Origin of the sequence: Alkalimarinus alittae (genome assembly GCF_026016465.1) — a bacterium.
Classification (GTDB): domain Bacteria; phylum Pseudomonadota; class Gammaproteobacteria; order Pseudomonadales; family Oleiphilaceae; genus Alkalimarinus; species Alkalimarinus alittae.
In genome coordinates, this window is record NZ_CP100390.1 from 3,649,802 (window position 1) to 3,665,519 (window position 15,718).

A 15,718-nucleotide genomic window follows, 5' to 3' on the forward strand; every position below is an offset into this window, starting at 1 on the left:
ATGATACCGCCTAAAAAAATAATTCGATTGCTAAATATCAATAATTGGCCAAAATGTTAGCTATTTTCTGATGATACCCGATATAACGAAAGGCATCATCTAACTACACACATCAGATAGAAAAAAGGCACGGTAAATACCGTGCCTTTTTATGCTTTCTGATGCTGACGATTCAGCGAGTATAGCGATTACTTAGACGTTAAGATAATCCAAAATACCTTCAGCGGCTGTTCGCCCTTCATATATTGCCGTCACAACAAGGTCTGAACCTCTTACCATGTCGCCGCCTGCAAATATTTTAGGGTTAGTCGTCTGGAACGGAAATTCACTTTTTTCAGGTGCAATTACGCGTCCACCATCGTCGACACCGACACTCTGCGCCTCAAACCAAGGTGCTGGACTAGGTCTGAAACCGAATGCAATAAGCACGGCGTCTGCTGGCAAGATCTCTTCACTGCCTTCAATCACCTCTGCTCTTCGGCGGCCATTTTCGTCAGGCTCTCCCATTTGAGTGCTAACCACTTTAATGCCTTCAACTTTACCATCACCCACAATTTCTACAGGCTGACGATTGAACATGAAGCGAACGCCTTCTTCTTTAGCATTTACCACTTCTTTACGCGAGCCAGGCATGTTTTCTTCGTCTCGTCTGTAAGCACAAACAACCGACTTTGACTGCTGCCTAATCGCCGTTCTGTTACAGTCCATAGCCGTATCACCACCACCTAAAACAACAACCCTTTTACCTTTTAAGTCGATAAAGTCAGCAGCATCTTTTTCAAATCCAAGACAGCGATTAACATTAGAAATAAGGTATGGCAGCGCCTCGTGAACGCCCTCTAACGATTCACCGGGGAAGCCACCTTTCATGTAGTTGTAGGTGCCCATTCCCATAAAGACAGCATCATACTCTTCTAAAAGCTGCTCAACAGTAATATCTGTACCAACATCAGTATTCAACTTGAACTCAATACCCATGGTCTCAAAGATTTCACGACGACGAGTCATAACATCTTTTTCTAACTTAAATTCAGGTATTCCGAACGTAAGTAAGCCACCTATTTCAGGGTTTTTATCAAATACGACCGGCTTGACGCCATTTCGGACCAATATATCTGCACAACCTAAACCTGCAGGCCCAGCACCAATGATGGCGACTTTTTTATCGGTCCAAACCACATTCGACATATCAGGGCGCCAGCCCATAGCAAATGCAGTGTCTGTAATATATTTTTCAGCAGAACCAATGGTAACCGCACCAAAGCCATCGTTAAGTGTACAAGCACCCTCACAAAGACGGTCTTGCGGACAAACACGACCACATACTTCAGGCAGTGAGTTGGTTTGATGACATAACTCAGCCGCCTCGAGTATATTCCCCTCAGATACAAGCTTCAGCCAGTTAGGAATATAGTTGTGAACGGGGCATTTCCATTCACAATATGGGTTACCACATTCTAAACATCGGTGAGACTGACTCTCTACCTCTGGCTTTTCGAATGGCTTGTATATTTCTCCAAATTCTTTTTTACGTATTCTTGCAGGTACTTTTTCAGGGTCTTTTCGACCTACATCCACAAACTGGAAATCGTTATTCAATCGATCTGTCATCGCTTAAAGCCTCTTTAACTCTAACACGTTACTTGTTTATCCCTTCCTTCACCTTTCTACCTGAGCCCTTTAACTAAATTGCTAGAAAGCTCAGGTGGTGAAATAACCGCTGTTTACTGCGGTTGGGCTGTAGTGCTGTCAAGCAAGTTCTTTAAGCTCGCAGCTTTTGGCTTAACCAACCAGAAACGGACAATATAATCATAGAAATTATCAATTATATTTTGTGCCCACTCACTGCCCGTTTCAGCAACGTGTTCTTCAATTACGCCACGCAAATGATTGCGGTACGGTTCCATCTGCTCGCTTGTAATACGATGAATCTCTACGAGCTCGTGATTGTATTGATCAACAAACCTGTTTTTCTCATCAAGAACATAAGCAAAGCCGCCGGTCATTCCGGCACCGAAGTTATACCCGGTTTCGCCCAGAATAGTGATAAGACCACCTGTCATATATTCACAGCAGTGATCGCCCACACCCTCTACTACTGCGTGAGCACCCGAGTTTCTTACTGCAAAACGCTCTCCTGCTGTACCTGCCGCAAAGAGTTTTCCGCCCGTTGCACCATACAAGCAAGTGTTTCCAGCAATAGCGGTATTCTGAGTCTTAAACGTGCTGCACTGTGGTGGTCTAATAACTAATTTACCGCCTGTCATGCCTTTACCCACATAATCGTTGGCGTCGCCTTCAAGGTGCATATGTAAACCACCCGCATTCCAAACACCAAAACTTTGACCTGCGGTACCACTTAAGTTCAATTTAATCGGTGCGTCACTCATGCCCTGGTTGCCATGAAGCTTAGCAATCTCTCCAGACAGTCTGGCACCAATTGAGCGGTCACAGTTAGTGACGGAATACGTAAACTCCCCACCCGACCTGGCTTTAATAGCTTCACCCATATCAGCAACCATCTTCTCTGCAAGAAGGGCTTTATCAAACGGCTCGTTTCGTTCGACCTGACACATTTGCGGCTTATCGGCAGGCACATGGTCATTAAAAAGCATTGGCGACAAATCAAGGTTTTGCTGCTTTTTGGTGTTGCCTGGAAGCACCTCTAACAGCTCTGTGCGTCCAATCAATTCTTCTAACGTACTAACACCCAGTTTTGCCATCCACTCACGCGTTTCTTCAGCCACGAACTTAAAGAAGTTCATAACCATTTCAACCGTACCGATGAAGTGTTTGTCACGAAGACTTTCATTTTGAGTCGCAACACCTGTCGCACAGTTGTTTAGGTGGCAGATTCGAAGATACTTACACCCTAGCGCAACCATTGGCATGGTTCCGAAGCCAAAGCTCTCAGCCCCAAGGATGGCGCCTTTGATAACATCAAGCCCGGTCTTAAGTCCGCCGTCAGTTTGCAGTCTTACCTTACCTCGAAGATCATTACCTCTAAGCGCTTGCTGAGCTTCGCTCAAACCAAGTTCCCAAGGTGAGCCTGCATAACGAACAGAGGTTAGCGGGCTCGCGGCTGTACCACCATCGTAGCCAGAAATCGTAATCAAATCGGCATAGGCTTTTGCAACACCTGCTGCAATGGTGCCTACTCCTGGCTCTGATACTAATTTAACTGAAACCAATGCTGATGGATTAACCTGCTTCAAATCAAAAATTAGCTGTGCTAAATCTTCGATTGAATAGATATCATGATGCGGAGGCGGTGATATCAATGTTACACCTGGCACTGAATATCTTAATGTCGCAATAAGCTTATTAACCTTACCACCCGGAAGCTGTCCACCTTCACCAGGCTTAGCACCTTGAGCAACTTTAATCTGAATAACATCGGCACTGCTAAGGTAATGCGGAGTCACACCAAATCGACCTGATGCCACCTGCTTGATTTTAGAACGCTTATTGGTACCGTAACGAAGCGGATCTTCACCCCCCTCACCCGAGTTAGAACGTCCACCTAGCGTATTCATGGCAACAGCCAATGCTTCATGCGCCTCTGGCGATAACGCCCCTAGCGACATCGCGGCAGAGTCAAATCGTGCAACTATTTTTTCCATCGGCTCTACATCAGCTAAATCGATAGGCTTCTGCTTATCCGAAAGTTTAAATAAGTCACGTATTGTGGCGACTGGACGGTCATTAACCAAGGATGCATATTCGCGATAAACACCATAATCACCGGTCTGTACCGCCTTCTGTATCGTTTGAACAACATCAGGGTTGTATGCATGGTATTCGCTACCATGAACAAACTTGAGCAAACCACCTTGAGAAATAGGCTTTCGCTTTTTCCATGCATCATTCGCTAATAATTGCTGCTCGAACTGAAAATCGCTATATGAAGCACCCTGAATTCGGCTAACAACACCTTTAAAACAAAGGTCAACGACTTCGTCTGCGATACCAACAGCTTCGAATAACTGTGCTCCACGGTACGAAGCAATCGTTGAAATCCCCATCTTAGAGAGGATTTTCATTAACCCTTTACCAATCCCCGCTCGATAGTTGTTCTTCGCTTCAATCGGGTCAATCAACATTTCACCAGAACTGATCAAGTCGTTTAGTACTTGATAAGCAAGGTATGGGTATACGGCCGTTGCACCAAAGCCAATTAATACTGCAAAGTGATGAGGGTCTCTTACAAAACCACTCTCAACAACAATATTAGAATCACAACGTAAGCCTTTTTCTACCAATCGATGGTGTACAGCACCCGTTGCCATAAAGGCGTTTACGGGTAGTTTTCCTTCTTCAATATTCTTATCACTTAAGATCAAGATAACAGTGCCCGAACGCACCGCCTCTTCAGCCTGGTCACAAACCGATTTAATCGCCTGCTCCAACCCTTGTTCTGGGCTATAGCTTAACTCTATGCGACCAGCATTAAAGCCGGATATGGTGTTATCAGACAAACTGAAAAACTTGGCAGGTGATAAAACAGGCGTCGTAAGAATAACCCGTCTAGCATGCTCAGGGGTTTCTTCAAAAATATTCTGTTCAGCACCAATACAGGTTTCCAGTGACATGACAATCGCTTCACGCAATGGATCTATCGGCGGGTTAGTGACTTGAGCAAACTTCTGTCTGAAGTAATCAGCCACCGACCTCACTCGCTCAGAAAGCACGGCCATCGGCGTATCATCACCCATAGAACCAACGGCTTCTTGCCCATCCTCACCTAGAGGGCGCAAAATTTGATCGCGTTCTTCAAATGTCACCTGGAACATTTTCATCTGAGTCTTTAACTCATCTTGTTCCATCACTTTAAAGTCAGGCGTAGTCGTATTCAGTGTTGCCTCAAGACGAATCGCATTCTCTCTTAACCACTGCTTATACGGGTGAGCTGTTTTGAGTATTTCATCAACATCATCAGTATGAAGAACCTTACCGGTATGTGTATCTACCGCTAATATTTGTCCTGGCCCAACACGCCCTTTTGCAACAACATCTTCTGGTTGGTAGCCATAGGTACCAATCTCAGACGCTAGCGTGATAAAGCCATTCTTGGTAATAACCCATCTAGCTGGACGCAGACCGTTTCGGTCTAGCAAACAAACAGCATAACGGCCGTCTGACATCACTACGCCGGCAGGCCCATCCCAAGGCTCCATATGCATGGAGTTGTAATCATGAAACGCACGAAGATCTGCGTCCATGGTGTAAACATTTTGCCATGCAGGTGGAATCATCATTCTGACTGCACGGAATAGATCAACACCACCGGCTAACAACACCTCTAGCATGTTATCCATACTTGAAGAATCTGAACCAGTCGTATTGACGAGTGGCTGAAGTGACTGCAGGTCTGGCAGAGCATCTGATTTGAACTTTGACGCACGCGCTAGCGCCCAGTTACGGTTACCTTCTACGGTATTTATCTCACCATTATGTGCCAGCATTCTAAATGGCTGAGCCAGCGGCCAGCGAGGCATTGTATTTGTAGAGAATCGTTGGTGAAATACGCAGATAGCGGTTTCAAAAAGCTCGTCTTTCAAATCTAAGTAAAAGCTAGGAAGGTCCACCGGCATCATTAAGCCCTTGTAAGACAGAACCTTCTCGGAAAGCGAACAAACGTAGAATTCTTTATCTGACGCTAGTTGAATTTCAGCTTTTTTACGTGCTAGAAATAGCTTTATTGCGAAATCTTTTTCTGACAGCTCCCCACCGCCGATAAACACTTGTTCGATGCCTGGCAAGCAGTCGAGCGCCATAGGGCCCAAGCAAGCATTATCAGTCGCTACGGTGCGCCAACCAATCACGTCAAGGCCCTCTTTACTAAGGCACTCATCAAAGATTTTCTTAGAGGCTTCAGCTTTAGCTGAATCGGTATTCAAAAAAACCATGCCAACGCCGTAACGATGACCAAGCTCTACACCGAAAGTCTCTTTAGCAACATGACGCAGGAATGTATCCGGCTTTTGCAGTAATAAACCACAACCGTCACCAGTTTTGCCATCAGCAGCGATACCGCCACGATGGGTCATACAGGTCAAAGACTCTATGGCCGTCACTAGTAATTCGTGACTTGCTTGACCTTCCATATGGGCAATCAAGCCAAATCCACAGTTATCCTTGAAATCGTCAGGATGATATAAACCTGTCATCATATTTCACACTCTCGCGTTTTATTCTTTGCAAATCAAAAACTTATAACCAAACAAACCAAAATAAGTTTGAGATCCTCAAAATTTGGGGAGGCTATTTTACATGGCTACAGAGGAGCGCACAAATTTATTGAACATTAATAGGGGTTGTTTAGGGTGAATAATTTAATTAATTCTAATTATTTCAAAAGGTAAGCAGCGATACGGTTATTTAAGAAAAACTCCGTTTTTTAGCCTTTCTGGGTAGAAACCGGGCCTATTAAAGGCCCTCTAGGCTCCTCACCCAAGGTTTTTGCTTCTTAATAGACCGGGGCAACCGAGCCATTTCTGCCTTTGCAGCCGCCTTATTTGGATAGACACCTAGAAGCACAACAAACCATGGTTTTTCTTTATAAGTGGACTCGATATACAGTAATTCTTTAGATGCACGCTCGCTATCAATATATTTTGTTGCCGTTTGTTCATTGCGACTACCTAACACCTGAATAGTATATGAGCCTTTACTCTGAGTAGAAACCCAATCGCCCCCCCTAAAACGGGAGTGCCTAGTCGACACAGTGGCATTATTCACAATAGCATTAGCTTCACCCTCGCGATTAAGTTTTTCTGTTTTTGCAGAAAGCTCTACTTTTTCGGCTGACACTTCTGGCGCTACAGGCTTAGTGGTGGGGGCTTTTTCTACCTTTTCAGGTTTCGCGATATCTTCTACGATAGGGCTAGCCTGAATCACGCCCTCTGCGGTATAAACCGGCTCCCCTGCAACATCAACTGTTGGCTTACTTATACTAGACGAAACTGTCTGCGCCTCTGTTGCCGCAACCGCTAAATCATCACCTACGTTACCTTCGACCGCCCCCACGTCAATAAGTTCCGCAATAGCAGGCAGGCTACCCGCCTTTATTTCTGCCTGCTTAAGCTTTATATCTATCTCTTCTCTACTTTTGGCTAACAAGTCACCCTGGGCATCATTAGCCACGCGACTTTCAACTCTAACGACTTCACCTGTCGTGACGCGCTCAACATCAGAGGAAGAAAACAAGTTATATTGATGGCCAATGACAGCAAACGACACAAGCAATGAAGCAACTATGCCTACCAGCAACCAACTCAGTCCTTTAGGCGAACTTTTTTTCGGGCTGGCGAGTTCAAATGAATCGAGCAATACCGCGGGAGCAATTCTATTGATTCTTCCTGGGCACCCTTTACCTAAAACACTTAGCGCTTTTTTCTGTACATCTGTTAAAACGGGCTCTACCTTAGACCCCGCTCTTGCAAGCCTCAGCCTTACATAGGTTTCAGCGTCGTCTTGAGAGAATGGTTTAAGATGTATTTGATGTATCCAACTACAGGTTGTGGGATCTACGCCCTCTTGAGTAATCGACTGCAATATTTCCTGCCGCCCAGAGACCAACAAACAGATTCCGGAGTCACTCCCTAAATCTCTAAACGTCGATAATAGTAACTTAAAACTGTCTTTATTGATTTTATGTGCATCATCGACCACCAGCAATAAGCGCTCACTCTTAGCCGCGTTATGCGCACACGCATCAAGCACTCGCGCCATCGTCCTAGAGACGGGTTCACCTTCAACCAGTTGCAAGTCAAGTCTTTTACAGAGCTCAAATGTTAACTTTCGAGGACTCGCAATCAATGTCGGATTTAGCGCGATCACCCGAATACCATCTACAATATGCCGACCCAATTCAGAGATTAACGTTGATTTTCCACTACCAGACGCCCCTGTCAGCACTAGCACCATGTCACCGTAACTTACTAGATGTCTCAAGGTTTCAAGATTATGCTGTCGCTGAGCCCCTTGAAAAAATAAAGATGTCGCCTCACCAAAAGGCTCAGTCTTCAGCTGGTACTTATCCCTTAACTGATCATTCAAAGACAGCTTGTGATCACTTTCCGTTACGGCAGCATTCATAGTATTTAAACGTTCCAACGCGGGCTAATAGGCCTGATAATGCTAGGCACTCAGTTATTTAGGCACCATCTGCTAATAAAGTCTTACCGCTGAGGGTTGCCTCAAAATTTGAAGCATCGAACTCATCCGTTACAAAAGCATCACCAACTTTGCTCATCAAGACTAAACGCAAAGTTCCATCGAGTACTTTTTTATCTACAGACATTAATGCCTTAAATCGATCTACACTTACTTCTTTAGGCGGCAACACTGGCAGATCTGCTTTTCGAAGTAACGCTGCAATTCGATCAACATCCTCAGCCGTCAACCAACCCTGCCGACATGATAGGTCTGCAGCCATCACCATACCCGCTGCAACCGCCTCACCATGCAACCACTCGCCATACCCCATATGTGTTTCTATTGCATGACCAAAAGTATGACCTAAGTTTAGGATAGCTCGAACCCCTCCCTCTCGCTCATCTTCACTCACGACCAATGCCTTGCACTGGCAAGATACTTCAATAGCATAAGCCACGGCTTCCGAATCCAGCGCCATCAATTTATCTATATTTTCTTCAAGCCATTCAAAAAAGGCTATATCTCGAATAAGACCGTACTTAACAACTTCTGCAATTCCCGCTGCGACTTCTCGTATTGGTAAGGTATTTAATGTATCTGTATCAATGATCACGGCATTTGGCTGATGAAAAGCACCGATCATATTTTTACCTAAAGGATGATTAACACCCGTTTTCCCCCCCACTGATGAGTCGACCTGAGACAGTAACGTTGTAGGTATTTGTATAAACTCTACACCTCGTTGATAGCAAGCGGCAGCAAACCCCGTCATATCACCTATAACACCGCCACCTAGCGCGACCAACGTAGTTTTACGACTGTGGCGCTGATCAAGTAGCTGATCAAAAATAAGGTTAATTGTATCTAAATTTTTGTATTGTTCTCCGTCAGGCAAGACGGTAACTGACACTTTAAAAGAAGCAAACAAGGCTTTAGTTCGCTCAAGATAGAGCGGCGCGACCGTTTCATTAGTGACAATCATGACTTGACTACCCGCCACGTAAGGCACCACGAGCGCTGGTCGGTCAAGCAGCCCCTGACCTATATAAATCGGGTAACTTCTTTCACCTAGCTCTACTGTTAGCTGCTTCATTTTTACTTATACAACCTCAATTTTGGGCATCTAAACACCCATTTCTATTTTCACTTAAAGGGTCAATCATTATGATAAAGGCTGAACCTTACACTCGTAAAACACTCAATGCGCGTCCAGTATCTGTTCCAAGATCTGTCTAACAACCGCTTTTGGATTTTTTTTATCGGTCAAAATGACCGCATCAGCAATTTCAGAGTAAAGAGGGTCTCTAATCTTAAAGATTTCTGTTAACACTTTTAAGGGCTCATCATTCTGAAGCAGCGGTCTATTTCTATCTCTTCGAGTGCGCTCAAACTGCTGCTCAACCGATGTTTTAAGGTACACCACTTGCGCGCCCGCTTTAAGGTTTGCACGATTACCTTCATTAAGAACAGCACCACCACCTGTAGCCAACACAATGCCATTAGTTTGGCTTAGGTCTCGAATTACGCCACATTCTCGCTCACGAAACCCGCTCTCACCTTCTACATCAAATATCCACGGTATATCAGCACCACAGCGGGCCTCTATTTCGCTATCTGAATCACAAAAGGAGAACCCCAGTTCACGGGATAACAACCTACCTATAGTTGTTTTTCCGGCGCCCATAGGTCCCACCAGCACAACTCTTTTTGCGCCATGCTTTAATACATTAACCATGTAAACCTGCTTTTTGGTCCAATCAAGGACTCTAACCCATGTTAGGGGTAGAGGTTGAGAAAGAGCATACCATATATCGTTTTTTGTCATTTAATAAAAAGTTAGCCATTAGATATATTATATTAAAATTTATGATAATTGTTGATACAAAAAGCCAACAAAATGCTCATCCACCATATTTATTGCAAAACAGATAGTTGTGCTATAATTTTTTATAACTATTGAACAATAATAGAAAAACTCGTTTTTAATCTGGTATTTATTTATACGATAAGCTTAGAAACACTTAGCTATTCGTTTAGAGCCTTCATTTTGTTTAAGGAACTTTTCCTAAGGATTTAATTGCATGCATTTTTCAAAAGTATTAATTCCCTTCACTGCTGCGTTTTTCTTATCTGCTTGCGGCGGCGGTGACTCCAATGACAGGAGTCTGTGTGCAGAAAACAGTACTGGCTGCACCGGAGGTTCTTCGGGTGATGGTTCAGGCGTAGATGGCCCAATAGAAGAAGAGACTGTGAATTCGATTGGTTCTGGTTCAGGAGCAGCCTTTCAGGAAGGTGTATTGACCATAAGCCCTTCTAACCTTTTAGCCGGAGGCAAAGCAACAATAAAATTAAATATTGTAGATAGCAATACTCACGCGCTATCTACAAAAGAGTCTACTATTGAGTTTACCTCTACTTGTGCAGGACAATCTCCTGCAAAAGCTACGATAGACACGCCTATAACTGCTTCTGGAGGCGTCGCCACAACAACATACCAAGCAAAAGGTTGCACTGGACAAGATATTATCACCGCAACTTTAGCTGAAAGCACCTCGAAAGCAACAGGAATTATTACGGTTGAATTACCAGTTATAGGAGGCGTTGACTTCACCTCAGTGACTCCTGCAATCATTGCACTTAAAGGTTTTGGTACAAGCTCTCTTCCATCATCCAGCAAAGTTGTTTTTAAACTTGTGGACGAAAACGGAAATCCAGTCGAAGGTCAAAGCGTTAACTTCACCCCATCATCAACATTAGGGGGGATTTCTTTAACACCCACATCAGACATTAGTGATATTAATGGAGAGGTTGAAACAACTGTAAACTCAGGCTCTGTAAACACAACCGTTAGGGTTCTTGCCAACCTTGAGGATACTGCTTTTTCTTCTTCCTCTGACCCGATAGTCATGTACTCGGGGCTCCCTACCCAAAATCACTTCTCTGACTCAGCTGACTTACACAACCCTCGCGGCTTTGATGTTGATGGGACAAATGTGCGAATAAACATACGAGCAGCCGATCAATTTGGAAACCTTGCTCCAGATGGAACCAATGTATCCTTTATTACAGTAGGGGGCGCAATTGAAGGCTCTTGCACAATTTCTAATGGCGGATGCTCTGCAATATGGACAAGCCAAGACCCCAGACCAACAGATGGTATTGTAAGAATTCTAATTCGCTCAACAGGCCAAGAGAATTACACTGACAGCAACAGCAACGGGATTTACGATATCGGAGAAACTATTATAACTTCTCTTGATGAAGCATTTTTAGATCTTAATGATAATGAAGCCTGGGATCCAGATGAGTTTTTTTCTGACTTCAATAATGATAGCTCATTTACTCCAAAAGCAGACCCAAGCAAATATCAAGGAGCTTCTTGCAGTGAGCCAGCTAAAAGCGAAGGTCACTGCGCCTCACTTATTGAGGTAAGAGAGCAAGTTAACCTATGTATGTCTGGTGACAAAACAAATATATTAAGCAGCCCTACCACCATATCCCTTAGCGGAACTCCGACTTCGCACTCCATTACCTTTGCTGACAACAATGGGCTAACCCCCTCAAGCACAACATCCATATCCCTAACAACGGACAATGGCGCCTTTGTTAGCGGAGGAACCATAAATATACCTAACGAGTGCAAAAAAACCGGATTCACACACTCCTTCATAATGAAAGCTGACGATTCGCCTAGCACTGGACAAATAACTATTAAAGTTACTAATGCCGATAGAACTGAAACATTCGGTTTTATAGAGGTAACTGACTAACAAGACCTTGGATGATAGGACTTTATTACCTATCATCCTTTCGCTTTGGTCGGCCATCCTGAAATTAGAGTCTGATAGACTATTAAGGTCGGGCAACCGAACATAAGAATAACCCTATAATTCTTTAAACTCATCTTAAGGTCACCATCACTTAAGCCCTTATACAAAGCTCCAGAGAAGTGAGCATAAAAAGTAGCTTGATCTGCAGAGGCCATATTGATTATCACAAAGCATGAATAACTGAGGAAGTTGTTAGGACTGGAGTGCTCATAAGAGCTTAAGTTACCCAGTTTTAGGAAATTGTAGCTACCTAAGTCATATAAAATGACAATAAGCCTTATTCAATGTTAGTGAATAGCTAAAATACCCAGCATACTCTCCAGTCAGTTATCACCATTAAAAAAGCATTAGAACCGTATAATCAGCCTCGGTCACCATCAGCCCTTTGGTGAGCCCCGAACAGCGTTTTTAGATCGACCAACCTACTCCATAGATATATCATGCAGTAACTGAATCGCCACCACACGCAAATATCATGAATAGGCGGGTACATATTCTTAAGATCTACAGGAATGTAATTCTCAATTGCCTCATATATTATTATTTATTTCCTAGTCACTTAATTATAGTTTACACTGAACAAGAATCATCTATTTAAGACCTGAAATATCGCTCACCACTTACTCCCTCCAATATTGGCCAAACTATCGTGAAGAAACGATCACGACAACCTAAATGCTTGCCTTTCTTAAAGTCTGTTGAGCGCCTTCAGAAACTATACAGCCCCATTAAAATATAAACGGACCTGACTTGCATTCGACAACAAAAAAGAAAGTTTCAAAAAGCCCCCTCATTACAATAGTTTCCATTGCTGTTCATAACAATGTTTGCTCGCCCCCGTAGCTAAATTTAATATGGTCGCTAACTAAGCAAGTAATTCAAACTGACTTACATAGTGTAAAGCTTAACTTAGTTTTTAAACCCTTTACCGTGGAAATCCTCCCTGATTTTCTGGCGTATCCGGCATAGCAATTGCCACCCACCATACGAGCCAAACTTTTCGTTTTTTACTTGCAGTAAGGCGGCGTATACCTTCCAATCAGTTGAGAAAATGCTTACCCATTCAGCGAATGGGCCTAGCTGATGAGAAGGCTTCCACTAAGCCTTCTACAACTGTATTGGTCGCTGTTTGGCTCAAGATCTTTTGACAAGAATCATAGAATGTGGTTCTGATCACAGATAACCTCTTTGTCTATGCTAAGTCAGCATAGCCTTATTTGACAAAGAGTCACTCGTTAGTAAGTTAAATAAACTGTAGTTGTTCGCGGTATATATTTAAGTACTTATACGCTTATGTTGCTGACAGTTTCCTAGAAAATTAGTCTGTATTGAGGTCATTCTTTTGATAAATTATGTGGTTAGCTAGTTACAGCCTAACACTAGAAAGTACTTCCTTTATTTAATTAATTCAATAAATCACCTATAAAGCATGTACCACTCATATCAGAACACTATCATTCAATCGCAAGGTGACTCCAAACGCATCCAGAAGCCAGGTATTAAAAATACTATAAAAGCGCGTTCAAAATAACTTGACAACTACAACCTTACAAAAAACTTAAATATAAACCTCATAGTCTATGAGGTTTATATTTAAGTGACCACTTATCTCATATGGCGTTAGTTATCAACCAACCCTCTATTCAACAGCTTAGGCGTGATAAATATTAGCAGCTCAGCTCTTTCATCAATATTCTCTGTGCGCCTAAACAACGTGCCTAAGTAAGGAATATCCCCTAAAAATGGAGTCTTGGTTATAGTCGTCCCAACTTCCGTCTGAAAGATGCCGCCAAGAACAACCGTTTCACCATTGCCAACTAATACTTGAGTCGTGATCTCATTGGTTTCAATACTCGGTATCCCTGCAGTCACTTCACCACGGTTATCTTGATTAATCTTTAAATCCATGATTACTTTACCGTCTGGGGTAATTTGAGGCGTAACCTCAAGACTCAACACAGCCTCCTTAAAAGAAACTGAAGTTGCACCACTTGACGAAGCTTCTTGGTAAGGTATCTCTTCACCCGATTTAATCGTAGCTGTCTGACGATCTGCGGTAACAATTTTAGGCTGTGCAACCACCTCTCCACGGCCATCCGACTCAAGAGCCGACAATTCCATTTGAAGCAGCACGTGATCATTTGTAAAGCCTAAAGCAAATGAAGATGCACCTGCTTTAGTCACTCCCAAATCAACCATATTGGCACCAGGGAACGTTATAGCTTGGCCTTGAGATACCTGAGATGTAGTTTCATAACTGCCACCACCAAAACCAAGATGGTTAGAGCCTGAGTCCACAACAGCGCCCCCCCACTGAATTCCTAGATCACTGGCAATATTGGTCCTTGCCTTAACGATGCGCGCCTCAATAAGCACTTGGCGAACCGGAATATCCCAAGTTGCTATTAAGCGTCGGATTTGTTCTTGCTTATCTGCAGTTTCTCGCACACTTATTGTATTAGTTCGTTCGTCAGAAGAGATAAAACCTCGACCCGAGATCAGCTCTTTATCTGCCTGTAAAAGCGCAACAATATCTTGAGCTTTTGCATAATTAATTTGCACCACTTCAAGTCTAACTGGCGCAAGGGCTGCTACTTGCTTGTTAGTTTCTAGCTCTAGCTTTTCTCTTGCTGCGATTTCATCAGCAGGCGCCACCAACAGCACGTTACCAATCTTACGCTTATCAAGCCCCTTGGTTTTAAGCACTAACTCAAGCGCCTGATCCCAAGGCACATTTTGAAGTCTTAATGTAATTTGACCGCCGACAGTGTCACTTGCTACTAAGTTAAGACCAGTAAAGTCAGCAATCAACTGTAATACAGACCGAACTTCAATGTTTTGAAAGTTAAGCGATAGCTTTTCACCGGTATAAGGGAATTTATCCTTTTTACGCTGATCCACTTCTTGAGCGGTTAACTCTTCGACACTGATGGTGAACTGGTTGTCTGCTTGGTAAGCGAGGTAGTCATAATTACCTTCAGACTTAATTGTAATTTCAACGCCATTATCACCTAGTTTTGAGTCAATTCTCTTTACCGGTGTGGCAAAGTCAGCAACATCTAGACGACGCTGTAGCCCTTCAGGAAGATCAACACCTGCTAGTGACAACTTAATCAGTCCACCTTCTTCAGACATATCAACGTCAATTTTAGGTGAAGACAGGGTTAAAACAATCTGTCCATCGCCTTTCTCACCGCGTCTAAAATCAACATCAGTCACCGCGGCCTTAGCTGCTGCTCGAGCCTTTGAAGGCTTGCTAGCCATTGTTCCAGTTGAAGACGCCTTAGGCGCATCAGCTGAGCCAACCATTAAAATAATATTATTACCATCAACTGTTGATGCATACGGCACTAGCTCCACAAGATTCACGATAAGACGCGTTCTATCTTTAGCCCCTATAACCGTTAGTCCCTGCGCATTACCCACACCCAAACTATGGTATTTAGCGCTTAAAGCGTTAGTAACGCCAGCTAAGTCCAGCGCGATGCGAGCTGGCTTTTCAATTGTGTATCCCTTTGGTTCAGGCGGGGTACCGTCAAAAGCCAATGTAATTTCAGTTCTGTCTCCAGCTAACGAAGCAAAACTAATATCTTTCAATACAACAGCGTTAGCCTGAATTGAAAATAGAGAAAAGCAGAGTGCACCTAACAGCATTAACGCCCGATAATACATATTATTCTTCAACCTCAATTGTTTATTATCGATTTCAGCATATAAAATATTCATTT

7 protein-coding genes are annotated in these 15,718 nt (G+C 43.4%); 1 reads left to right on the plus strand and 6 read right to left on the minus strand.

The features are described from left to right. Positions 1–192 precede the first annotated feature (192 nt). The 5 genes from NKI27_RS16480 to aroK all read right to left on the minus strand — a co-directional run bounded on the left by NKI27_RS16480 (position 193) and on the right by aroK (position 9,895). Positions 193–1,611: an FAD-dependent oxidoreductase gene (locus tag NKI27_RS16480; RefSeq protein ID WP_265047120.1), complete on the minus strand. Its 1,419-nt coding sequence runs from the start codon at positions 1,609–1,611 to the stop codon at positions 193–195. Positions 1,612–1,724: 113 nt separating this feature from the next. Further along, positions 1,725–6,173 carry a glutamate synthase large subunit gene (gene gltB / locus NKI27_RS16485; protein ID WP_265047121.1) on the minus strand — a complete coding sequence of 1,483 codons (4,449 nt, stop codon included), beginning with the start codon at positions 6,171–6,173 and terminating at the stop codon, positions 1,725–1,727. Between the two features lie 256 nt (positions 6,174–6,429). Continuing rightward, on the minus strand, positions 6,430–8,100 hold the full coding sequence (locus NKI27_RS16490) for an AAA family ATPase (protein ID WP_265047122.1): 1,671 nt from the start codon (positions 8,098–8,100) through the stop codon (positions 6,430–6,432). Between the two features lie 58 nt (positions 8,101–8,158). Continuing rightward, positions 8,159–9,253, minus strand: a complete 1,095-nt coding sequence (aroB, locus tag NKI27_RS16495) for a 3-dehydroquinate synthase (protein WP_265047123.1) — start codon at positions 9,251–9,253, stop codon at positions 8,159–8,161. A 105-nt stretch (positions 9,254–9,358) separates the two neighbouring features. Next, complete coding sequence (aroK, locus tag NKI27_RS16500) at positions 9,359–9,895, minus strand: shikimate kinase AroK (RefSeq protein WP_265047124.1); 537 nt, start codon at positions 9,893–9,895, stop codon at positions 9,359–9,361. A gap of 346 nt (positions 9,896–10,241) precedes the next feature. On the opposite strand from aroK, the gene NKI27_RS16505 reads away from it, so the two are divergent. Further along, positions 10,242–11,930, plus strand: a complete 1,689-nt coding sequence (locus tag NKI27_RS16505; RefSeq protein WP_265047125.1) for an Ig-like domain-containing protein — start codon at positions 10,242–10,244, stop codon at positions 11,928–11,930. 1,680 nt (positions 11,931–13,610) lie between these two features. Here the strand turns inward: NKI27_RS16505 and pilQ are convergent. Further along, positions 13,611–15,716 carry a type IV pilus secretin PilQ gene (pilQ, locus tag NKI27_RS16510; protein ID WP_265047126.1) on the minus strand — a complete coding sequence of 702 codons (2,106 nt, stop codon included), beginning with the start codon at positions 15,714–15,716 and terminating at the stop codon, positions 13,611–13,613. Positions 15,717–15,718 lie beyond the last annotated feature (2 nt).